Annotated in this window: 23 protein-coding genes; 17 read left to right on the plus strand and 6 right to left on the minus strand. The window is 63.4% G+C overall.

From position 1 onward, the window contains the following. The first annotated feature begins 9 nt into the window (after positions 1-9). Complete coding sequence (gene ccoS, locus KCN53_RS13525) at positions 10-168, plus strand: cbb3-type cytochrome oxidase assembly protein CcoS (protein WP_088713683.1); 159 nt, start codon at positions 10-12, stop codon at positions 166-168. 87 nt (positions 169-255) lie between these two features. Here ccoS and KCN53_RS13530 read toward each other — a convergent pair whose 3' ends face one another. Further along, the gene (locus tag KCN53_RS13530) at positions 256-921 is read right to left on the minus strand and encodes an OmpW/AlkL family protein (protein ID WP_088713763.1); all 666 of its coding nucleotides are present in this window, start codon (positions 919-921) and stop codon (positions 256-258) included. A gap of 130 nt (positions 922-1,051) precedes the next feature. Here KCN53_RS13530 and hemN point away from each other — a divergent pair, with 130 nt between their 5' ends. Beyond that, positions 1,052-2,377, plus strand: coding sequence for an oxygen-independent coproporphyrinogen III oxidase (gene hemN, locus KCN53_RS13535; protein WP_088713682.1), 1,326 nt, complete (start codon positions 1,052-1,054; stop codon positions 2,375-2,377). Positions 2,378-2,621: 244 nt separating this feature from the next. Here the strand turns inward: hemN and KCN53_RS13540 are convergent, their stop codons facing one another. Then, positions 2,622-2,993 carry a tRNA-binding protein gene (locus tag KCN53_RS13540; protein WP_088713681.1) on the minus strand — a complete coding sequence of 124 codons (372 nt, stop codon included), beginning with the start codon at positions 2,991-2,993 and terminating at the stop codon, positions 2,622-2,624. Positions 2,994-3,138: 145 nt separating this feature from the next. Here KCN53_RS13540 and KCN53_RS13545 point away from each other — a divergent pair, with 145 nt between their 5' ends. The 7 genes from KCN53_RS13545 to KCN53_RS13575 all read left to right on the plus strand — a co-directional run bounded on the left by KCN53_RS13545 (position 3,139) and on the right by KCN53_RS13575 (position 9,948). Beyond that, positions 3,139-3,786 (plus strand): PepSY-associated TM helix domain-containing protein, encoded by a 648-nt coding sequence (locus KCN53_RS13545; protein ID WP_088713762.1) that lies wholly within the window; start codon positions 3,139-3,141, stop codon positions 3,784-3,786. 11 nt (positions 3,787-3,797) lie between these two features. Continuing rightward, the gene (locus KCN53_RS13550; RefSeq protein WP_088713680.1) at positions 3,798-4,310 is read left to right on the plus strand and encodes a DUF2271 domain-containing protein; all 513 of its coding nucleotides are present in this window, start codon (positions 3,798-3,800) and stop codon (positions 4,308-4,310) included. A 25-nt stretch (positions 4,311-4,335) separates the two neighbouring features. Continuing rightward, positions 4,336-5,160 carry a DUF4198 domain-containing protein gene (locus KCN53_RS13555; RefSeq protein ID WP_088713679.1) on the plus strand — a complete coding sequence of 275 codons (825 nt, stop codon included), beginning with the start codon at positions 4,336-4,338 and terminating at the stop codon, positions 5,158-5,160. A 23-nt stretch (positions 5,161-5,183) separates the two neighbouring features. Next, positions 5,184-6,176 carry an FAD:protein FMN transferase gene (locus KCN53_RS13560; protein ID WP_088713678.1) on the plus strand — a complete coding sequence of 331 codons (993 nt, stop codon included), beginning with the start codon at positions 5,184-5,186 and terminating at the stop codon, positions 6,174-6,176. Continuing rightward, positions 6,173-6,856, plus strand: a complete 684-nt coding sequence (locus KCN53_RS13565) for a Fe2+-dependent dioxygenase (RefSeq protein ID WP_088713677.1) — start codon at positions 6,173-6,175, stop codon at positions 6,854-6,856. The genes KCN53_RS13560 and KCN53_RS13565 overlap by 4 nt, the downstream gene beginning before the upstream one ends. An 89-nt stretch (positions 6,857-6,945) precedes the next feature. Next, a complete protein-coding gene (locus tag KCN53_RS13570; RefSeq protein WP_088713676.1) occupies positions 6,946-9,150 on the plus strand; it encodes a TonB-dependent receptor in 2,205 nt (734 codons plus the stop codon). A gap of 57 nt (positions 9,151-9,207) precedes the next feature. Next, the gene (locus KCN53_RS13575) at positions 9,208-9,948 is read left to right on the plus strand and encodes an energy transducer TonB (RefSeq protein WP_224199727.1); all 741 of its coding nucleotides are present in this window, start codon (positions 9,208-9,210) and stop codon (positions 9,946-9,948) included. Position 9,949: 1 nt separating this feature from the next. On the opposite strand, the gene KCN53_RS13580 is transcribed toward KCN53_RS13575, so the two are convergent. Further along, positions 9,950-10,609 (minus strand): TetR family transcriptional regulator, encoded by a 660-nt coding sequence (locus KCN53_RS13580; RefSeq protein ID WP_088713675.1) that lies wholly within the window; start codon positions 10,607-10,609, stop codon positions 9,950-9,952. Positions 10,610-10,813: 204 nt separating this feature from the next. Between KCN53_RS13580 and KCN53_RS13585 the strand changes: the two genes are divergently transcribed. Further along, positions 10,814-13,321, plus strand: a complete 2,508-nt coding sequence (locus KCN53_RS13585; RefSeq protein WP_088713674.1) for a TonB-dependent receptor — start codon at positions 10,814-10,816, stop codon at positions 13,319-13,321. 165 nt (positions 13,322-13,486) lie between these two features. On the opposite strand, the gene hemW is transcribed toward KCN53_RS13585, so the two are convergent. Genes hemW through rph form a run of 3 tightly spaced genes read right to left on the minus strand, consistent with a single transcriptional unit; the run spans position 13,487 to position 16,004 of the window. Continuing rightward, positions 13,487-14,620, minus strand: a complete 1,134-nt coding sequence (gene hemW, locus KCN53_RS13590; protein WP_243444659.1) for a radical SAM family heme chaperone HemW — start codon at positions 14,618-14,620, stop codon at positions 13,487-13,489. Between the two features lie 53 nt (positions 14,621-14,673). Continuing rightward, positions 14,674-15,279, minus strand: a complete 606-nt coding sequence (rdgB, locus tag KCN53_RS13595; protein ID WP_088713672.1) for an RdgB/HAM1 family non-canonical purine NTP pyrophosphatase — start codon at positions 15,277-15,279, stop codon at positions 14,674-14,676. After that, positions 15,276-16,004 (minus strand): ribonuclease PH, encoded by a 729-nt coding sequence (rph, locus tag KCN53_RS13600; protein WP_088713760.1) that lies wholly within the window; start codon positions 16,002-16,004, stop codon positions 15,276-15,278. The genes rdgB and rph overlap by 4 nt, the downstream gene beginning before the upstream one ends. A 205-nt stretch (positions 16,005-16,209) precedes the next feature. Here rph and hrcA point away from each other — a divergent pair, with 205 nt between their 5' ends. The 7 genes from hrcA (at position 16,210) to KCN53_RS13630 (ending at position 22,024) form a co-directional block, all read left to right on the plus strand. After that, positions 16,210-17,256, plus strand: a complete 1,047-nt coding sequence (hrcA, locus tag KCN53_RS13605; protein ID WP_088713671.1) for a heat-inducible transcriptional repressor HrcA — start codon at positions 16,210-16,212, stop codon at positions 17,254-17,256. After that, on the plus strand, positions 17,253-17,846 hold the full coding sequence (gene grpE, locus KCN53_RS13610; protein WP_088713670.1) for a nucleotide exchange factor GrpE: 594 nt from the start codon (positions 17,253-17,255) through the stop codon (positions 17,844-17,846). The genes hrcA and grpE overlap by 4 nt, the downstream gene beginning before the upstream one ends. Before the next feature lie 79 nt (positions 17,847-17,925). After that, on the plus strand, positions 17,926-18,045 hold the full coding sequence (locus tag KCN53_RS16265; RefSeq protein ID WP_397333649.1) for a KUP/HAK/KT family potassium transporter: 120 nt from the start codon (positions 17,926-17,928) through the stop codon (positions 18,043-18,045). Positions 18,046-18,182: 137 nt separating this feature from the next. Then, complete coding sequence (locus tag KCN53_RS13615) at positions 18,183-19,982, plus strand: DUF885 domain-containing protein (RefSeq protein WP_088713669.1); 1,800 nt, start codon at positions 18,183-18,185, stop codon at positions 19,980-19,982. Between the two features lie 30 nt (positions 19,983-20,012). After that, entirely contained in the window at positions 20,013-20,705 is a 693-nt protein-coding gene (locus KCN53_RS13620; RefSeq protein ID WP_088713668.1) for a 2OG-Fe(II) oxygenase, read from the plus strand. Between the two features lie 120 nt (positions 20,706-20,825). Beyond that, a complete protein-coding gene (yghU, locus tag KCN53_RS13625) occupies positions 20,826-21,725 on the plus strand; it encodes a glutathione-dependent disulfide-bond oxidoreductase (protein WP_088713667.1) in 900 nt (299 codons plus the stop codon). Then, positions 21,722-22,024, plus strand: a complete 303-nt coding sequence (locus KCN53_RS13630; protein WP_088713666.1) for a putative quinol monooxygenase — start codon at positions 21,722-21,724, stop codon at positions 22,022-22,024. Before yghU ends, KCN53_RS13630 begins: the two co-directional genes overlap by 4 nt. The last annotated feature ends 37 nt before the right edge of the window (positions 22,025-22,061 follow it).

Consider the following 22,061-nt stretch of genomic DNA (forward strand, 5'->3'; position numbering starts at 1 on the left):
GGAGACGGTATGAACGGACTTCTGATCCTGATCCCCATCGCCCTTGGCCTGGGGCTGATCGGGCTTGCGGCCTTCTTCTGGGCATTGAGGCGCGGGCAGTTCGATGATCCGGAAGGGGCCGCCATGCGCATCCTGATCGACGACGAGGACGAGCCGGGCGCGAAATAAGACGTCCGCCAGATCTGCAGCCCGTATAAAAAAGCCGACGAGCACGAGGCTCGCCGGCATGGAAAGGAGCAGAGATTCGGGGGACTGTTAAAGTCGGATCCCGAACCCAACGCCGAACACGAACGGGTTCACGTCTACGTCGATCGTCTGCATTCCGGCAGCAGTCGTATCGAGCTCAACATCGGTGTTCATATCGATGTACTTGGCATCGAGATTCAGAAAGAACCGTTCGTTGAGGTCGATGTCCACGCCGGCTTGCAGGGCCCAGCCGAAACTGTCGGAGAGCGTTACCTTGGTCGGGCCTACTGCGTTCGTCAGAGGGTCCTGCGCCTCCTCGTCCCAGAAGAAAGTATAGTTCAAGCCGGCGCCGACATAGGGGCGAACCTTCGAATTCGGGGCGAAGTGATACTGCAGCGTCACCGTCGGCGGCAGAACCCAGGTTTCCACAAGGTCGCCGAGCCCGCCGGTCACACCGGTCACGCCATCCGCCTGATGCTTCGTCGTCGCAGCGATCAGTTCGATGCCGACATTGTCCGTGGCCATATAGGTCAGGTCGAATTCCGGCGCGACGGCGTCGGTCAGGCTGACGGTCTCGCCGGGGAAGGCCGGCAGGATGTCGCCGGAGTCTTCGGTCGGGGTTACGTAAATGCCGCGTACGCGCAGCAATACATCGCCGGCTTCGGCCGAGGCGGCCGTCGGCACCGCGCCGGCGGCGAGGGTGGCCAAGATGATGGGGAGGGAGAGCGCTTTCATCGCCAAGTCCTTCTGTCTGAACGTGATGGACGCATCATAGGACAGGTTGAGAACGCATCTTTGACCGCGGTCATCTTCTCTTTTGACCCGGGTCAAGGAAGCGCGGCCGGCCGTAAGCGAACAGAACGGCATGTGGACCTATCATCCCGATCTCCTTGCCCGGCCCGTTCCACGCTACACGTCATTTCCGACGGCTGCGGAATTTTCGGATACAGTCGGCCGAGCGGAGCAGGAGAACGCCATAGCCTCCCTGCCGCGAGGTGTGGACGTTTCACTCTACCTCCATATCCCGTTTTGCGAGCAGATATGCTGGTATTGCGGCTGCAACACGGCCCGCGCGAACAGGGCTGCCCGGGTCAGCGCGTACCTCTCCGCGCTGGAGCGCGAGATCGCTGCGGTAGGAGCTTTGCTTTACGAGAAGGACATCCGGGTGGGCCGGGTGTCGTTCGGTGGCGGCAGCCCCAATGCGGTCCGGCCTTATGAATTCCTCAGGCTGCTGCGTGAGGTTACGCTGGCCTTTGGTGCAACCGCGCCGCTCATCTCGGTAGAAATCGACCCCCGCAGCTTTTCCGAAGAATGGGCGGCCTTGTTCGCCGACGCCGGTATCGCGAATGCCAGCCTCGGCGTGCAGACCTTCTCGCCGAAACTGCAGGAGGCGATAGGCCGTATTCAGCCCCCGCACCTGATCGAACAATGCACCCACCATCTTCGGCGCGCCGGGGTCTCGTCGCTGAACTTCGACCTAATGTACGGATTGCCCGGGCAGACGCAGGACGATCTGGCGGACTCGCTGCGGCGCGCGGTCGAACTGACTCCCGACCGTATTGCCTTGTTCGGCTATGCGCATGTTCCCCAGTTGATGCCGCGTCAACGGCAGATCGACGCGGTGCAGCTTCCCGGACAGGAAGAGCGTTTCCAGATGGCCGCGTTCGGCTTCGACCTGCTGCGCGACGCGGGATACGTCCCGGTGGGCTTCGACCATTTTGCGCTCCCGGCCGATCCACTGGCCCGAGCAGCTTCGGAAGGCACGCTGCGCCGGAACTTCCAAGGCTTTACCGATGACCAGGCGGATGTCCTCATTGGCCTGGGGGCGTCGGCGATCAGTCAGTTTCCCGGACTGATCGTTCAGAACGAGAAGAACAGTGGGCGGTATCGCATGCGCCTGTCGGCCGGGCAACTGAGCGGAGCGCGCGGAGTTCGGCGTCACGAAGAAGACCAGTGGCGCGGCGCCGTGATCGAGGACATTCTTTGCCGGGGCGAGGCAGATCTGAGCGTTCTTCCCTATTCGCCGTCCGAGCGCGGCCGCCTCGTACCGTTTGCGGAAAAGAACCTCGTGATGGTGGAGAAGGACTATCTCGCCGTGCTTCCGGACGGATTGCCCTATGCCCGCACGGTCGCTGCGATCTTCGATCCTTACAGGAAGGCGGTTGCCCGGGAATTCTCGAATGCGGTTTAGGGCCGCAGAGCGGCTGGCCATTGCCTCTGCATCCTTGGCTCTGGCGGCAAGTCCGCTCGCTGCCGCCGTTCCCGCGCCGGAGGCGCTGACCCCGATCTGCAGTTCGACCGGCGGACTGGTCTATGTACAGCTTGATGGGGTGCCCGATGCGCCTCTGGGGGGACGCGACCAGTGTCCCAAGGCCTGCCACGGTTTTCTGTCGCGAAAGACAATTCCGCCGAAATCTTCGCGCTGCTGCTGAACGTCAGGCGAGTCTGGCACCGTTCGGAACCTCTTTATCGGGTTCGACGAGGACGATGTCTCCATTGTCATTGGGAAATCCCAGTACGAGCACTTCCGACATGAACGGGCCGATCTGGCGCGGCGGGAAGTTCACCACCGCCAATACCCGCCGGCCAGCGAGCTCCTCCAGGCTATAGTGGACGGTTATCTGGGCGGAGCTCTTTTTCACGCCGATGCCCGAACCGAAATCGATCTTGAGCCGGTATGCGGGCTTGCGGGCTTCTGGGAAGTCGGTCGCTTCGACGATGGTGCCGCAGCGGATGTCGACCGCCATGAATGCGGAGAAGTCGATAGAGTCGGAAGCGGGGGCAGCCGGGTCGGAAACGCTGTGCATAAGGCAGCGATAGGCTCTGATCCCGAGTCGGGGAATGGTTCAGTTTGGTATTGCAATTCATTCTTAGTTAGCGAAAGGAGGGCGTTCCGGCGGTAAGCCCGCCTCTTCACCACAGACTTTGACGAGCCGCGCCCGACCGATGGACATGATTGCCGGGAAACAACCCAGAACAACGCGAAAGCGTAAGCGGCGCCTCTCTCCGTTCTGGGTGCGCCAGCTTCATACTTGGCACTGGATGTCGAGTGCCGTCTGCCTTGTCGGAATGCTCCTTTTCGCGTTCACCGGCATAACGCTGAATCACGCTGCCGATATCGAGGCTGAGCCCAGCGTTGCGGAAATCGAGGCGATCGTGCCGGGGCCCGTGCTGGCGACCTTGGCGGGTGGAGACGAAGGCGATCCCATCCCCGAAGGTTTTGCCGATTGGGCGGACAAAGAACTTTCCGTCGATCTTCGGCGGCGGGAAGCGGAATGGAGTCCCGCCGAGCTATATGTACCGCTGCCGCGACCCGGCGGTGATGGATGGCTGGCCGTCGACCGGGAAACAGGGGACCTCATCTACGAGGATAGCGACCGGGGCTGGATTGCCTGGCTGAACGACCTGCACAAGGGCCGCGACACAGGCGCCGCCTGGAGCCTGTTCATCGACGGTTTCTCTATCGCCTGTATCATTTTCTCGGTCACGGGCTTCTTCCTGCTTCAGCTTCACGCGAAAAACCGGAAGTCAACTTGGCCGATCGTTGGCGGCGGCGTGTTGATCCCGCTGCTCCTCATCATTCTTTTCGTGCACAGCTAGGACCTTCCGCCATGAAAGCCTCCTACTTCCTTGCCGCATCCGGCCTCGTTGCAGCCCCGTCCATGGCTGCCGGCATCGACCTCTCGATTGAAATCCCGCGCCTTCAGGTGGCGGAATATCACAAGCCCTATGTGGCCGTCTGGATCGAGGATGACGGCCGCAAGGCCGTGGCCAATCTGGACGTCTGGTACGACACCGACATGCGCGGGGGCGAAGGCGAGAAATGGCTTTCGGACATGCGGCTCTGGTGGCGCCGCGCCGGCCGTTCCCTCGATATGCCGGTCGACGGTGTCAGCGGTCCGACTCAGGGACCAGGGACGCACGAGGTCAGCTATACGGAAGGGCGCCGGCCGCTCGGCGACCTCAAACCCGGTAAGTACACGCTTGTGGTCGAGGCCGCCCGCGAAGTCGGCGGGCGCGAAACCGTCTCGATTCCCTTCCAATGGCCTCCGCAGCGGGCGCAGACGCTGTCCGGCGAGGGCGACAGCGAACTGCGCGCGATCAAACTGACGCTGAAACCTTGAACCATCTGTCCCGGGAGATCGAACCATGACCTTCAAACGCAAGCTTCTAAGCCTCGCTGCGGCCCTTCCGGCGGCGGCACTTCTCACTGCTGCACCCGCCGATGCACATCGGCGCTGGCTGCTGCCGTCCGCAACGGTGCTGTCCGGAGATAGCGAACTTGTGACCGTCGATGCGGCGGCGTCGAACGGGCTGTTCCTGTTCGAGCATCGCCCCCTCGGCCTGGACAGCCTGACGATCGTCGGTCCGGACGGGCAGCCTGTGGAGCCGAAGGTTATCGGGTCCGGTGACTATCGCAGCGTGTTCGACCTCCCTCTGACGCAGCAGGGGACGTACCGGATTGCTCTCGCCAATGACGGAGTGATGGGCTTTTACATGCTGAACGGCGAACGCCAGCGCTGGCGCGGCAGCCGCGCCGAGATCGAGACGGCGATTCCTGCCGAGGCGACGGAGGTCCGCATCTCGGAGAATGCGGGTCGTACGGAAACTTTCGTCACGCTTGGGGCCCCGAGCGATGACGCGCTTCAGCCCACCCAGCGCGGTCTGGAGATGATTCCGGTGACTCATCCAAACGACCTTGTCACGGGTGAGCCCGCGCAGATGCGCTTTCTCCACAACGGTCAGCCGGCGGCGAATATGGAAGTCGAGTTCGTGAAGGGCGGTACGCGTTACCGCGACACTCCCGGCGTCCAGACGCTGACGACCGACGCCGACGGCATGGTCGAACTGCTCGTCGAGGAGCCCGGCTACTATTATGTCGAGGCGGGTACCCAGTCCGATGCAGCCGACGATCCGCAGATCGACTCGCGCCGCGCCAGCTATACCGCGGTGCTGGAGTTCCTGCCGCTCTGACCACTTCTGAGCTACCCATCGAGTTGCTAATTCCCGACCCGCCGGAGAGCGCCGACCTGCGCCCTCTGGCGGGCGACGTCCTGCGACTGACCGGCGAGACCATGGGTACCTATTGGCGTGCGTCGGTTGTCGCCGCGGGAGCCGATGCGGACCGGATAGGTCGGACGGTCGCAGGTGCGTGCGACGAAGTCATCCGTCAGATGAGCCAATGGGACCCAGCGTCGGAGCTAAGTCGGTTCAACCATGCTCCGGGCGGGGTCGAGATGTCGATCTCGCCGGGGTTCGCGCACGTACTCGACTGCGCCCTGACGATTCAGGACCGGTCCGGCGGAGCCTTCGACCCGCTACTCGGAGATGCTAGCGAAGCCTGGGGGTTCGGTGTTGCCGCGCCGCCCGAGACCATTGAAGAGCAGGCATGCGAAGGGCGGGAAACATCCTCTATGCCGTTCGATGCCGCGGCGCGGAAGCTGACTCAGCCGGGCGGCTCGCTGCTCGACCTGTCGGCCATTGCGAAGGGATTTGCCGTCGACCTCTGCCTCGCCAGGCTGGTGGCCGCGGGATGGGACAACGCGCTCGTCGAAATCGGCGGAGAACTGGCGGGCAGGGGGGTGAAGCCCAACGGCCTGCCCTGGTGGGTGGACATAGAGGGTCCGCCCGGCCTGCCCGTGCCGCCAGCTCGGATCGCCCTATGCGGATGGGCGGTCGCCACGTCGGGCGACTGGCACCGGCGGCGCGAGGCCGAGGGGCAAAGCTGGTCTCACACGCTGGACCCGGCGATGCGCCGGCCACTGGCACAGGCTAGCCGGGCCGCGACCGTGCTCCACCCGTCCTGCATGCAGGCCGACGGTCTTGCCACGGCGCTGATGGTTCTTGATCCCGGTCAAGCGCTTGCCTTTGCGGATCGGTACGGGCTTCCCGCTAGGATCGTCGACCGCCACGGACAGGTTCTGCGATCGGAACGCTGGGCGGCGATGGCTCGACCGGAAGAACAACTGGAAAGGAAGGCTTCGGCATGATGCTGAAGATCCCGAATGTCCTGTCGAAGGACGAGGTAACGGAGCTGCGGAAGCTCATAGATTCCGGCGAATGGGTCGACGGCAACGAGACGTCAGGCCATCAGTCGCGTCTCACCAAGCGCAATATGCAGCTGAAAGAAGGCAGCGAGGTCCAGCAGAAGGCCGGACAGGCGGTCGTCGCGGCGCTCGGTCGCACTCCTGCCTTCATCGCCGCCGCCCTGCCGCTGAAGGTGTTCCCACCGCTTTTCAACCGATATTCCGGCGGGGAGGAATTCGGCACTCATGTCGACAACGCCATCCGCCAGCTTCGGGGTAGCGACTTTCGTATCCGCAGCGATCTGTCGTGCACACTCTTCCTGGCAGAACCCGGCAGCTATGAAGGGGGCGAACTGGTCGTCGAGGACCTGTTCGGCGAGCAGACCGTAAAACTTCCGGTCGGGCATGCCGTGCTCTATCCGGCCTCCAGCCTTCACCGCGTCACCCCCGTTACCAGCGGCGCGCGCGTTGCGAGCTTCTTCTGGCTGCAGAGCATGGTGAGGAACAATGAACAGCGCGAGCATCTGTATCGGCTCGATACGGTCGTCCAGCGCCTGACCGAGGAGAAGGGCGGCAACGACCCTTCGGTGCGGGAACTGACCAACCTCTATCACAATCTGCTACGGCAATGGGCTGACGCATAACGCTTTTGAAAATTAATCGCAGAAACCGTTTGACATAGCTGCAAACGGTTCGCATTAGCGCCCCTGATCAGAACAACCGGGGGTAATCAATGTCCAGTTCCATTCGTCACGCCAAATTCCTCGCGCTCGGCTGCGTCGGCTTCGTTGCCACGGCCCCTGCGCTTGCTCAGGAGACCCCCGAGGAGGAAACCCAGCTTGAAGGCGTGGCGGTCACCTACGAGTCCGTCGACGACGACTACAGTGTCCCCGACATTCGCTCGCCCAAGTCGACGGCACCGCTGATCGACACGCCGCGGATCGTTACCGTCATCCCAGAGGAGGTGCTGAAGGACACCGCATCCTTCTCCTTGCAGGAAGCGTTGCGCACCGTTCCCGGCATCACGCTCGGTGCGGGCGAAGGCGGCGTTGCCAGTGCCGACATTCCGTTCATCCGCGGCGTGGACGCGACGGGCGACGTGTTCGTCGACGGTGTGCGCGACATCGGCTCGCAGACCCGCGAAGTCTTTGCGCTCGAAGCGATCGAGGTGGCGAAGGGGCCGAGTTCGGCCTTCGGTGGCCGCGGCACCGCCGCCGGTGCGATCAACCTGGTATCGAAGGTGGCCCGCGCGGGCGATTTCGCCGAGGTTCAGGCGACTGCCGGCACGGAGGACTTCTACCGCGTTACGGCCGATGTGAACCAGGAGCTTGGCGACAGCTTCGCGGTGCGGCTGGTCGGCATGTACCAGGATGCGATGATCCCCGGACGCGATGAAGTCTATGACGATCGCTGGGGCATCACGCCTTCGGTGAGCTTCGGCGTCGGCGAGGACGTCACGGCAACGCTCGACTACTACCACCTCGAGACGGATGCGATGCCAGACTATGGGCTGCCGCTGACCTCACGCAATCAGTTGCCGGGCGGAGTGCGCGAACCGGCGGATGTCGACCCGGACAATTTCTACGGCCTCCTTGCGCGCGACTTTCAGGAAACCCGGGTCGACGCCGTGACCTTCCAGATCGATGCGCAGGTATCGGACAATGTCGTCCTGTCGCACATCACCCGCTATTCCAATTCGCGGAACAACTACATCGTCACCAATCCCGACGACAGCGCGGGCAATGTCCAGAACGGCTATGTCTGGCGCAATACCAAGAGCCGCAACTCCCTGAACGAGGGGATTGCGAGCAACTCCAACCTCAGCGCCGTATTCGAAACTGGCGGAATTGAACATTCGCTTTCGACGGGCTTCGAATTCACGCTGTCGGACAGCACGAACCGCAACTACAGCGTCGAAACGGGCAGCTACCGCTTCAACGCCGACGATCCTGACTCCGGTTGTAACGCGCAGGGCCTTGCCGAAGGAAACTGTGCGCCGCTGGCAAATCCCGATCCGTCCGACCCATGGACTGGCAGCATTACGCGCAGTTCAAGCCCCTCCAGCGCCAGCGCAGAGGATTACAGCGTCTACCTGTTCGACACCGTCACCTTGACGGAAAGCCTCCTCCTGAATGGCGGGATTCGCTGGACCAAGTTCAATGCCGAGGGCTCCGGCTGCGGTCGTGGCGGCTGTTACAACGCGGAGAACGAGGCGGACTTCGTGACCTGGCAAGCGGGCGCGATCTTCAAGCCAACCGGCACGACAAGCCTGTACGCTTCCTATGGCAATTCCAAGACGCCCCCGGGGACGACGGTCGGCGAGGGATCGGACAATCTCGGCAGCAACAACCAGCTGAACGAGCCGCAGGAATATGAGAATTACGAGATCGGGGCGAAGGCGGAGCTGTTCGAAGGCGGCCTTCTCCTCTCGGGCGCATTGTTCCGGGTCGATCGTAACAATATCCTGCAAGTGGACTCTGATGCGGACGTCGTGACCGATATCTTCGATTCCGCCCGCCTTCAGGGCGTGGAGGTCAGCGTCTCCGGAACGGCAGGACCTGTCTCCCTCGTGGTCGGCTATACCTATGTCGACAGCGAACTGACCGATGGATCGGCCAATGATGGGAATCGTCTGCCGCAGACGCCGGAGCACAATCTTGCCGCGACGCTCGACTGGGAAGTGACGCCGCGGTTCAGCATCGGCGGCGGTGCCTATGGCGCCTCGGAAAAATTCGCTGACGGCGGCAATCTCGTACGGGCCGACGGTTATGTCCGGTTCGACGCCCACGCGGCCTATGAAGTCAGCGACTATCTCGGCATCCGGGTCAATGTTCAGAACATCTCGGACGAGCGCTACATTGTGAAACTGCGTAATCCGCACTTTGCCGTGCCGGCGCAGGGTCGGCAGGCTTTGGTTACGTTGACCGGACGTTTCTGATGGCCGAACTGTATTTGCGTTTGACTCGCAATTGCTAGGGGGCAGATAGAGCGAGCCATGACCGCGATGCCCGCCTCCGATCACTTTGCGCTTAGCCTGCGCCGATTGTCCGGCGCAGGCTACGAGCAGAGGGCCGAGAAACGGTTCGGAGACGACACGCGCCGGCCTGACTTTCGGGTTCTCGGCTTGATCGCGGGCTTCCACGTCGCCGCTCTGGTGGCTGCAGTCTCGACGGGTACCATCGAACTCGACCTCGCGCCGGTGCCATTGGAAACCTTCTCCGTTGCCGAACCGGTGAAGGCGGCGGCGCCTCCGGAACCGGAAATCGTCGAGATAGTCGTGGCGGAGCTTCCGCCACCCTCGCTCGTCGTGGCCCCGCCCCCGATCGTGCGGACGCCTCCGCGTCCGTCTCCCGTGCGCGCAGTAAGCGTGACCCTGCCGCCGGAACCCGTCGCGGTGGCGGTGCCCGTTCCGGCAGCTTCCGCGACGCCCGCACCCCCGGCCCCGCCGGCGCCGGTTACTCCCCCGGATTTCAGTGCGGCCCAGCTAAACAATCCCGCCCCCAAAACGCCGTACCTCTCGCGCAGGTATCGCGAGGAGGGCACCGTCATGCTGCGCGTTCTGGTAACCCCCGAGGGAACAGCCGACACCGTGGAGTTGAAGACAAGCTCGGGCTTTTCCCGATTGGACAAGGCAGCTTTGAAAACGGTCGCCAAGTGGAGGTTCGTGCCAGCCAGGCAGGCAGGCGAACCGGTGGCGGCTTGGGTACTGGTTCCGGTCAGCTTCGCCGCTGGCTGACCTAATCTCGCTTAGCTCGTTTCAGAGCCGCGCCTTTGGTCAGACCTCTCATCAACAGGTCGACGGTTTGCTGCCGATTTCGCGCATGAAGCTCGTTGTCGGGGTTCGGCAGACCGCCAAAGACCGCCGACATGGTGAAACGGTTCGAGTAGAGACCGTCCGACGCGCCGATCGTCAGGAAATAGAAAAGCTTCGGATCGACTTGGTGAAATTCACCGGCTGCGATTCCGGCGGCAATGATCTCGGCCTGCGCGCCGGCAATACGGGTCAGCATTTCCTTGGCGATGTGCCGTTGCCGCTCCGGTTCTGAATCGCGCATCATCGTCTGGATCAGGCGATTCAGGTAGGGAATACGGTAATAGGTATCGAGAATGCCGCGAAGGTGGATCCTCATCTTCGTCGAGGGCGAAGCGTCGAGCGCAAGCAGCCTGTCCAGGTCCTCTATGGCATTCGCCATGTCGCGTTCGATCAGGGCGAACAGCAGGCCTTCCTTGCTGCCGAAATGATATTTCACCATGGCATGATTGACGCCGGCCCCGGCGGCTATGTCGACCATGCGCACGTCGATCGTGTCTAGGTCGCGCATCAGGGCGCTGGCCGCGTCGAGCAGGGCGTCTTTCGACTGGCCGCGCGGACGTGCGTGGGCAGCGTCCTGACTCATTCTTGTCTCCCCAAGGCGTTTCGCCTTCCCGCTCTAGCCTCATTCGATCTCATTCGTCGAATATAGGCAGTAGCGACCGCACATAGAGGCGGAGATCCTATTCCTTCAGGAAATCGCGCCCCGGTTTAACTCACATGAGTGTTAGTTTCTCCGCCCAAGTCGGAACGCGTAGTAGACGCCGCAAAAGAACCTTGGGGAAAATCGATGAAATCAGCCTTTCTCGTAGCGGCGTCCAGCGCTGCTATCATCTCGACCGCAGCCGCCGCGCAGGGCGTACAGGACGAACAGGGAGCGTCGGCAGCGACTGAACAGACTGCCGCCGAGCGCGAACCTGTCGCTGCCAGCCGGGTCATCGTCGTGACGGCGACCCGGCGCGCGGAGTCCATCAACGATATCCCGGTGTCGGTCCAGGCCTTCGACGGCGAACAGCTCGACAACCTCCGCGTAACGGACACCGAAGACCTGACTGCGGTGGCGCCGAGTTTCACCGTCTCGCGCGGTTACCAGGGTGTGCCGATCTATACCCTTCGCGGAATCGGCTTCAACACGATCAACCTGTCGGCGACATCGACGGTCGGCACCTATGTCGACGAAGTCGCGCTGGCCTATCCGTTCATGAATACCGGCCCGGTTTACGACCTTGAGCGGGTCGAAGTCCTGAAGGGTCCGCAGGGGACTCTCTACGGCCGGAATACGACTGGTGGGCTGGTCAACTTCATTACGGCAAAGCCGACGACATATTTCGAAGCAGGTATTGAGGGTGAGCTGGGCAACTACTCCACCGTCAATTCAGAGGGCTATATTTCCGGTCCGCTCAGCGACTCCATACAGGCGCGCTTCGCCTTCCGAACCGAGGACAGCTTCGATGGTTGGCAGGAAAGCATCAGCCGCGATGAGACGCTTGGCGAAAATCATCGCTACGGCGCCCGTCTGACCATTGCTGCGCAGCCCGCCGACGGGATGGATCTGGAACTTGCGGCCTCCGGGTGGATCAACAATTCCGATACTCTCGCAGCGCAGGCCATCGGCTTCACGCCGAATACCGATCCGGTTACGGGCGCAAGCGGGGTATTCAACGCCCCCGGCCTGCCGGAATTTGTGGCGAACAACTTCCCGACGGAGGGTGACCAGGCGGACTGGGCACCCGATTCCCGCCGCCGCACCGATATCGGCACAGGGCTCGGGCTGGACGAGGACCTACAGGAGAATAACGAGTTCTACTCGCTTCGTGCGCTTGCGGAACTCGAACTCAGCGACCGCGTGAACCTGATCTCGCTAACCGGGTTCAACCATGTGGAGCGCGATGCCACCTTCGACTGGAGCGGCGCGCCGTACGAGGTTCTGATCCAGAATACAGTCGGCGAGATCGACAGTTTCTCGCAGGAGCTACGGGTCGAATATGATGTCGGTCCGGCGCAGATCCTGTTCGGCGGCTATTACGCGCACGACGACATCCTCGATACCAACCGGACGCTTCTTGGCGAGAATGCCAACCCGAATTTCATTCGCTTTCTGGGCCTGAACGGTCTTCCCGGAAGCGGCGGGCCGGCCCCGATCGACATCCCGTTCCTCAACCCCTTCGGCTATACGCCCACCGAAATCGGGCAGGCGTTCCGGACCTACCGCGACGAGGCCGAATTCCAGACCGAGGTCTTCAGCCTGTTCGCCAATGCTGATGTAGACCTGGCCGATACGCTGCGCCTGACGGCTGGCGTTCGCTACACCGACGACACTCAGGACTATGTCGGCTGCTCGCGCGACGTGAACGGCAACATGCTGCCCAACGTCAACGTCGTGAATCGCTTTCTCTTCCTGGGCATCTACGGTGAACTCGTCGATCCGATCAGCCAAGGCGAATGTAATACCTTCGATCCCGAGACGTTGACCTTCGGGCCGGTCGAATCGAGCCTTGAAGAAGACAATGTCGCCTGGCGCGGCGCACTTGCCTGGGACGCGACGAACGACGTTCTGGTGTTCGGCTCTGTCTCACGCGGTTTCAAATCCGGCAGCACGCCGGTGAACGCCGCCAGCATCGCGGAACAGAATTTTCCGGCGGTACAGGAGCAGCTCACAGCGTATGAGCTGGGTGTGAAGGCCGGCATGTTCGACAACGCCGCCCAGCTGAACGTGGCGGGTTTCTACTACGACTATAAGGACAAGCAGCTCAGCAGCTACTTTCCCGATCCCATCTACACCGCCTTGTCGCGGCTCGTGAACGTTCCGACTTCGAACGCCTGGGGTATCGACGGCGACGTGACCGTCTATGTCGGTGACGAGCTCACGATTTCGGCGGCGGCCACTTATCTCCAGACCGAGATCGAGGCCTATGACGGTATCAATGCCGCCGGACAGCCCGAAACCTACGACGGTTCTGAATTCCCTTACAGCCCCGAGTTCTCCGGATCGCTGACGGTCAACTACGATGCGCCGGTCTCCTCCTCGCTGGGAATGCGCATTACGGCGAACGGGCGATACCAGACCGAGGTCTTCACGACTCTCGAGAACGAGTATCCCTACACCATCGACGACTATGCCATCGTGAACGCCAGCGCGGCGCTCTACGGCCTCGACACGGGCTGGGAAGTCAGCGTCTGGGGACGAAACCTGACCGATACCTACTACTGGTCGGCAGTGGCTTCGAACGCGAACACCGTGGTTCGTTTCCCCGGTCGGACGCGCACATTCGGCTTGTCCGTCAGCTACGATTTCTGAGCCGTTTTCCTCCCAAGGGGCGGTTCAGCAACTGCCGGCGGCAACCCCGCCGGCCTTTTTTTGAAGGCCTCCCAGGTCAGAGCCTCGCTCGGACCTGGGAGTTATCCAACTTACCGGCCAGGCTGAGTTCTAGCGCCCCGGCATGCTATGTACTTCCACCGCGGGCTAGGCGGCGGACGCAAGAGTGGCGGCGAGATCGTCCGCGAGCAGTTCGGCGGCGATGCGGTCGAGAAGAAGCGCGCCGCGTTCGGTCAGCCGCAGGCGCGGCTCGGCCTCGACCAGGCTCAATTCGGAGAGGCGCGAGAGCGCCGCGGCGTCGATGGCGCCCGACAGCGGAACGCCGGTCCGGTCCAGAAACCCGTCCGGATCGATCCCCGTCTCCAGCCGCAAACCCATCATGAGGGCTTCGGCAGCGCGCTCCTGAGCGGGCAACGGCGTCTCGGTTTCCGGAGCGGGCCCGGAGGCGAGCCAGCGCTCCGGCAGCCGGGTGCGAACCGTCGCCGCGTGGGAGCGGCGACCATGCGCGCCCGGCCCGACACCCGCATAGTCGCCATACTGCCAATAGCTGAGATTGTGACGGCTCTCGGCGCCGAAACGCGCAAAGTTTGACGTCTCGTAAGGTGCAAGGCCCGCTGTGCGGCAGCGCGCGCGCGTCAACTCGAACATCTCGGCAGCCGGGTCCTCGGCCGGCAGGACAAGTTCGCCGCGCGCGTAGCGCGTCGCGAAGTGCGTGCCCGGTTCGATGGTGAGCTGGTAGAGCGAAAGATGCTCGGTTCCGAAAGCGAGCGCCCGCTCCAGCTCGCGCTCCCAGGCACCGGGCGTCTGTCCTTCGCGTGCGTAGATCAGGTCGAAGCTGACGCGGTCAAAGTTCCGCTGCGCGGCCTCAAGGGCCGCGAGGGCTTCGGCAAGGTCGTGCGTACGTCCAAGCCGCGTCAGGTCCGTATCGTCGAGCGCCTGGATGCCGAGTGACGTGCGATTGACGCCGGCGGCGCGGAAACCGGCGAACCGCTCCGCTTCCACAGTGGAAGGATTTGCTTCCAGCGTGATTTCGACTTCGTCAGCGCAGGGCCAGAGGCCCGTCGCCGCCTCGATGATCGCCGCTGCGCTTTCCGGCTGCATCAGCGACGGTGTTCCGCCGCCGAAAAAGATGCTCGTCAGCAGCTGCCCTGGGGTGCGTTCCTGTTCGTAGCGAAGTTCATCGAGGATCTTCGCGAGCCACGCCGCCTCCGGCAGCGCCGTGCGCACATGACTGTTGAAATCGCAATAGGGGCATTTGCGCGCGCAGAACGGCCAATGCACGTAAAGGGCGAGGGCGTCTGCGATATCGGCGTTCCGGTCTCGGCGTTCCTGTCTCAGCGATCCAGGCAGGCGCGAACGAGCTGGCCGAACGCCGCCGCCCGGTGGCTGAGTTCATGTTTCCGGTCGGGATCCATCTCCCCGAAGGTAATGTCGTCGCCCTCCCGCTGAAAGATAGGGTCGTATCCGAAGCCCCGGTTGCCGCGCGGAGGCCAGACGATCCGGCCGTGGACGTGGCCCTCGAACGTCTCAGTGTGGCCGTCGGGCCAGGCGAGGGACAGGGCACAGGTGAAGTGGGCGCTGTCCGGTCCGGCACTCTTGGTCATTTCCTCATGGACGCGCTTCATGGCGAGGTCGAAGTCCTTTTCCGGACCGCCCCAGCGCGCCGAATAGATGCCCGGTGCCCCGCCCAAAGCGTCGACCACCAACCCGCTGTCATCCGCAAGGGCCGGTTTCCCGCTTGCCGTCGTAGCGGCCACGGCTTTCAGCTCGGCATTGCCGCGGAAACTGTCCTCCGTCTCCTCCGGTTCGGGCAAGCCGAGATCGCCTGCCGAGACGGGCTCGACGCCGAACGGTCCCAGAAGCGCTGCGATTTCGCGGACCTTGCCCGGGTTGTGGCTTGCAATGACCAGCGGCCCGGGCTCGAGCTGGCGGCTGGTCATTTTCCCGAAGCCTGCTGCGCTGCCTGTTTCTGCGCGGAAAAGATTTCGTCGCATCCCATGCGGGCCAGGCGAAGCAGCCGCAGCAGCATTTCCTCGTCGAAAGGGTCCTGCTCGGCTGTGCCCTGAATTTCAACGATCCCGCCACCCGGGATCATGACGAAATTGGCGTCGGTTTCGGCGTTCGAATCCTCATCATAGTCGAGGTCGGAGACGGCCGTGCCCTGATAGACACCGCATGAAATTGCAGCGACCTGCGCGGTGATGGGGTCCTGCATGTCCGGATTGTCGGCCATCAGTCTGTCGACCGCCATGCGCAGCGCCACCCACGCACCCGAGATCGAGGCCGTGCGGGTGCCGCCATCCGCCTGGATCACGTCGCAGTCGAGCGTGATCTGGCGCTCACCGAGCTTTTCAAGGTCAACCACGGCGCGCAGCGAACGACCGATGAGCCGCTGGATTTCCTGCGTGCGACCGGATTGCTTTCCGCGCGCTGCTTCGCGGCTGCCGCGGGTGTGCGTCGAACCGGGCAGCATGCCATATTCACCGGTGACCCAGCCCTTGCCCTGTCCGCGGAGCCAGGGCGGCAGCCGCTCCTCGACGCTGGCGGTACACAGAACATGGGTATCACCGAACTTGATCAGCACCGACCCGGCCGCGTGCTTGGTGTAGTTGGGAACGATTTCGATGGCGCGCATCTGATCGGGCGCGCGTCCGGATGGGCGCATGGGCATTCCTTCTTTTTCGGCAAGCTGTCTTGGGCGGTGCGTCTAGTCGCTAGCCGGGCGACTGTCATCCCGGCGCGGACCCGGCCGCGTGTGGCGGGAACCGAGCCGGCAGCGCCCCCGGCTCGCCCGGGGCTGAGAGGTAGGGGGATGCGGGCCGGCGGCCGGGATGACAGAAGCAGGACGGCTACCTAAATCAGCCTAGCGAATGACTGACCTAACCGAACTTTCCGACCGCGCGCGCACGGTCTTTGCGCAGGTGGTCGAACAATATGTCACGACCGGCATGCCTGTCGGGTCGAAGACGCTGGCAGCACGGCCCGATGCGCTGCGCCTGTCGCCCGCATCCATCCGCAGCGTCCTGAAGGACCTCGAGTCCGCAGGTTTGCTGGCGGCCCCGCATACTTCTGCCGGACGCATGCCGACCGATGCCGGGCTGCGCCTGTTCGTGGACGGGATGATCGAGTGGAGGAAACCGGACGAAGCCGAGCGCGCGGCGATCGAACAGCAGACCCGCGCCGCCACGTCCGAAGGGTTGAGCAGCGCGCTGGAAAAGACCACTGGCGCGCTGGCGGACCTGGCCTCCTGTGCTGCGCTGGTAATGATGCCCCGCGGCGATGCGCGCCTGCGCCAGGTTGCCTTCACCCGTCTGTCGGACCGGCGCGCGCTTATGGTTCTGATCGGTGCGGACGGAAGCGTCGAAAACCGCATCGTGGAAAGCGAGGAAGCGCTGAGCGACGCGGCGCTGGCAGAAGCGACCAACTATGCGAATGAGCGCCTGTCGGGTCTGACGCTGAAAGAGGGCGTAGAGCGGCTGGAACAGGAAATTCGCAGCGGGCGCGCGGCACTACAGAAGGCTGCCTCCGGGCTCGTCGAAACCGGCCTGGCCGTCTGGTCGCGTGATGAGAGCAACCGCGCCGTCCTGATCGTGCGGGGCCAGGCGCACCTGCTGGACCCGTCCAATGCGGACGACCTGGACCGGGTCCGCCAGCTTCTTGAAGATATAGACGAGAAGGAACAACTTCTCAGCGTGCTTGACCTGGCCCGCGAGGCAAAGTCGATGCGCATCTTCATCGGAGCGGAGAATCCGCTCTACTCGCTGTCGGGGTCGAGCATGATCGCGGCGCCCTATGCCTCCGATGGAGGGAGCATATTGGGGGTCGTCGGGGTTATCGGGCCGACGCGATTGAACTATGCGCGCATCATACCAATGGTGGATTATACCGCTAAAACACTATCGAGGCTGATAGAATGACGACTGAAAACGCTCATAACGACGACAAGAACACCGAGCCCGAGCGGACCGAACCCGACTTTTCGAGTGCCGAAGCCGAACTGGCCGAGGCAGAAGCCGAAGCGGCGGCGGGCGAGACCCATGACGCCGAACAGGACCAGCGCCTGACCGACCTGGAGTCCGAAGTCGCGACGCTGAAGGACCGTCTGATGCGGGCCGTGGCGGAGACAGAAAATGTGCGCCGCCGCCTTGAGCGCGAAAAGGAAGACAGTTCGAGCTATGCCATCACCGGTTTCGCCCGGGATCTGCTCTCGGTAGCCGACAACCTGACACGTGCGCTCGACGCTGCCGAAAAGGACGAGGTGGTCAACAAGGGTCTGCTCACCGGCGTGGAGATGACGCAGAAGGAACTGATGAAGGCGTTCGAGAAGCACGGCATTTCACGCGTGGAGAGCGTCGGGCAGCCGCTCGATCCGCACACACATCAGGCCATGATGGAAGTGGAAGCCGACGAAGAACATGCCGCCGGGACCATCGTGCAGGAATTGCAGCCGGGGTACAAGATCAAGGACCGCCTGCTGCGGCCTGCCATGGTCAGCGTCGCGAAGTAGCGGCAGTGATCGGGCACCCCGGGGGCCGCGGTACGGCGGCCGGCCGCAGCTGCCTTTCCGACCGAAGGGACAGGGAAGCATGTCGAAATGGCGCGCCGCGCTGTTCCGACGCATGAACCGCAATGCGGGACGGGCGATGCAATTCTTCCGCATTCCCAGTGAGCGGGTCATCGAAAGCGGTTTGCAGGTGCAAATCTAGCCGCCTCGCCGCCCGGTCCGCGGCGAGGCGCGGGTTCTGGACGCGCTAGGTGCTTCTTCCTGCGACCGCGGCTTTGCATTGGCGGCGACGCTTTCTAAGCAGCGGTCGATGTGACTTTTCGGGGATGGAGGCTGAACATGGGTCTGGGACGCGTACTGGCGGCGGCGCTGCTTGCGGGTAATCTGGCGGCCCTGCCGCTGACGGGCGCCGCGGCGCAGGAGCCCGGCGTTGCGGCCACCGACGAGAGCGCCGCAACCGCGGCGGATACCGCGCTTCAGGCGCTGTACGAGGAATATTGGGACTGGCGCAGCGAGGAGTTCGGCCTGATCGAAGAGGCGAACGGATCGATGGCACTGGGGGCCGGCCTGCCCTCCGTAACCCCCGAGGCGCAGACGCGCCGCGCCGCCTACTACCAGGACCTGCTGGCGCGGCTTAGCGGGATCGACATGGCGGCGCTGTCCCCGGCGGAGCGGACGAACGCCATCGTCTTTCGTACAATCCTCGAAGAGCAGGTCGGCGACGCGCGTTACCGCGAATGGGAAATGCCGTTCGACAGCGACTCGTCCTTCTGGACCTATCTCAATCCGCGCGCTCCCTATGCGAGCGCCGAAGAGTATGAGCGCTACATCGCCCGTATGCGGCAGGTGCCGCGCTATTTCGCCGAACATATCGAGAATGCGCGCGCCGGTCTGGCGCGCGGCTTCTCGGTGCCGCGGGTGACGCTGGAAGGGCGCGACGCCTCGATCGAAAGCTATACCGGCGCCGAGGTGGAGCAGAATCCCTTCTGGGATGCCTTCGAAGCCATGCCGCAAAGCATCGCCGAAGCTGAGCGGGACCGCCTTCGCGCCGAAGGGCGGGCCGCGATCGAGGAGGCGGTCATTCCCGCCTACCGCGACCTCTTGTCCTTCATGCGCGAGGAGTACCTGCCCGCGACCCGCACGAGCCTCGGCGCGCGCGAGTTTCCCGACGGCGAGGCCTATTACCGCCAGCAGCTGAAGCAATATACGACGCTCGACCTGGGACCGGAGGAGATTCACGAGATCGGCCTGCGCGAGGTCGCGCGCATCGAGCGCGAGATGCAGGCGGTGATGGACGAGGTCGGGTTCGAGGGCACGCTGCCCGAATTCACCGCCGCGCTCCGCAGCGATCCGCAGTTCATCGCCGAGGACGGCGACGAGTTGATGGGCGTCTCGGCCTATGTGGCAAAGCGCGTCGACGGCGTGCTGGACGACTATTTCGGCTTTCTGCCGCGACACCGCTTCACCATCCGGCCGGTACCCGAGGCCATCGCGCCCTTCTACACCGCGGGGCGCGGGGGGCTGGAAAGCTGCCTGATGAACACGCACGACCTGCCCTCGCGCCCGCTCTACAATATTCCGGCGCTGACGCTGCATGAGTGCGTGCCCGGCCATTCCTTCCAGGCGAGCGTGGCGCTGGAACGCGAAGGCGCTCCGCGCTTCCGCCGTCAGACCTATTTTTCCGGCTTCGGCGAAGGCTGGGGCCTCTACACCGAATATCTGGGCGAGGAGATGGGCATCTACCGGACGCCCTATGAGCGGTTCGGCAAGCTGTCCTACGAGATGTGGCGCGCGGTGCGCCTCGTTATCGACACGGGCATTCATCATTATGGCTGGGACCGCCAGCGCGCCGTGGACTATCTGGCGGACCGCACGGCCCTGTCGGAGCATGAAGTCGGCACCGAAGTGGATCGCTATATCAGCTGGCCGGGCCAGGCGACGGCCTACAAGCTGGGCGAGATGACGATCCGCCGCCTGCGCCGCGAGGCCGAAGCCGAGCTGGGCGAAGAGTTCGACATTCGCAAATTCCACGACGTGATCCTCGCGCTCGGCTCGGTGCCGCTTCCCGCGCTCGAGACGCGGATCGAGGACTTCATTGCCTCGGGCGGCGAAGGGCTGCCGAACGTGACCTACGAGTAGGTCTGGCGCGGGAAGAGGGAGCACGCGTCAATGCCGAAGCTGCCGCCAGACGATGGCGACCTGTCCGCAGGACTGGACGAGCGCGGCTGGTCCCTCCTTCCCGCCCTGATGGACCGCGGCGAGTGCGAGGATTTGCGCGCGCTATACGGCGACGAAACCAGGTTTCGCAGCCATGTCGTCATGGCGCAGCATGGTTATGGCCGGGGTGAGTACCGCTATTTCTCCTATCCGTTGCCGCCGCTGGTCGAGCGGTTGCGGCGGCGACTTTACGACCTGCTGCTGCCGACGGCGAATCGCTGGAGACGTGCGCTGGGGCAGGAGGAGTTCCCCGGGACCGCGGACGAGTTCTGGCGGGCCTGCGCGGCGGCGGGGCAGGCCAGGGCGACGCCGCTTCTCCTGAAATACGGAACCGGCGACTATAACCGGCTGCACCAGGACCTTTACGGAGAGATCGTCTTTCCCATCCAGCTTGCCTTCCTGCTGTCGGAACCGGAGGAAGATTTCACAGGCGGCGAGTTCGTCCTGACCGAGCAGAAGCCGCGCATGCAGTCCCGGCCCTATGTGGTCCCGCTGCGACGGGGCGACGCCGTCGCCTTTGCCGTCAACGACCGTCCGGGCCGGGGACCGGGTGGCTATCACCGGCTGAAGATGCGTCATGGCGTCGGCGAAGTGCGATCCGGGGAGCGGTACACGCTGGGGGTCATCCTGCACGACGCCGCCTGATCGGACGGCGGGCGCTTGCCAGGAAAGTTTCTCTAGTGCGGGGCATAGGACCTTCCACTGGTCCCACCTTCCTCCTTCGCTAGGTTGGCGGGGCGCTGAAAGCCATTCAGGAGATTTCCCATGCCCGACGAAACAGCAGACCCACAGAACAACCAGCCGCCGGGTTACGAACCGCCGAAGATCTGGACTTGGGACCAGGAGTCGGGCGGTCGCTTTGCCAGCATCAACAGGCCGGTATCAGGGGCGACCCATGAGAAGGAGCTGCCGGTCGGCAAGCATCCGATCCAGCTCTATTCGCTGGGAACGCCGAACGGCGTGAAAGCGACGGTCATGCTGGAAGAGCTGCTGGCCGCGGGCCATTCGGGCGCGGAATATGACGCGTGGCTGATCAATATCGGCGAAGGCGACCAGTTCGGGTCCGGCTTCGTGTCGGTCAATCCGAACTCGAAAATTCCGGCGATGATGGATCATTCGACCGCGCCGGCGACGCGTGTGTTCGAAAGCGGCTCGATCCTTCTCTACCTAGCTGAGAAATTCGGCGCTTTCCTCCCCACCGAACATGCGGCGCGCACCGAGGCGCTAAACTGGCTGTTCTGGCTGCAGGGCTCGGCCCCGTTCCTCGGCGGCGGCTTCGGCCATTTCTACGCCTATGCACCCATCAAGATCGAATATGCCATCAACCGTTACGCGATGGAGGTGAAGCGCCAGCTGGACGTTCTCGACAAGCGTCTGGCGGAGAACCGGTTCCTGGCCGGAGACGAGTACAGCATCGCCGACATCGCCACATGGCCCTGGTACGGCGCGATCATGAACAACGCCGCCTATGACGCCGGGACCTTCTTGCAGGTCGACGACTATTCGCATGTGCGCCGCTGGACCGATGAGATCGGTGCCCGCGAGCCGGTGAAGCGGGGGCGCATGGTCAACAGCACGTTCGGCAAACCGGAAAACCAGCTTCGCGAACGGCATGACGCAAGCGACTTCGAGACCAAGACCGAAGATAAGAAAGGGGAAGGATGATGGTAATCGTACTCGGATATCTGGACGTGGACCCGGCAGCCGTGGAGGGACTGCTGCCCGTCCTGCAAAAGCAGATGGAAGCAACGCGGGCCGAAGATGGCTGTGTACGCTACAGTCTGGCCATCGAAAATGCGGACACGGGACGCATTTCGATTTCGGAATGCTGGCGCGACGAGGATGCCCTGAAGGCACATATGAATGCCCCGCACATGGCCGAAATGAACAAGGCCATGGCCGGAAAGGTGCGGGGCGCCGACGTGAAGGCCTATGACGGCACGAACGAGCGCAAACTCGGCTGACAGCGGAACCTCGGGGTCGGTCCCCGCTTTCTTGGTC

The sequence above is a fragment of the Pacificimonas aurantium genome, assembly GCF_020092905.1.
GTDB classification, from domain to species: Bacteria; Pseudomonadota; Alphaproteobacteria; order Sphingomonadales; family Sphingomonadaceae; genus Pacificimonas; species Pacificimonas aurantium.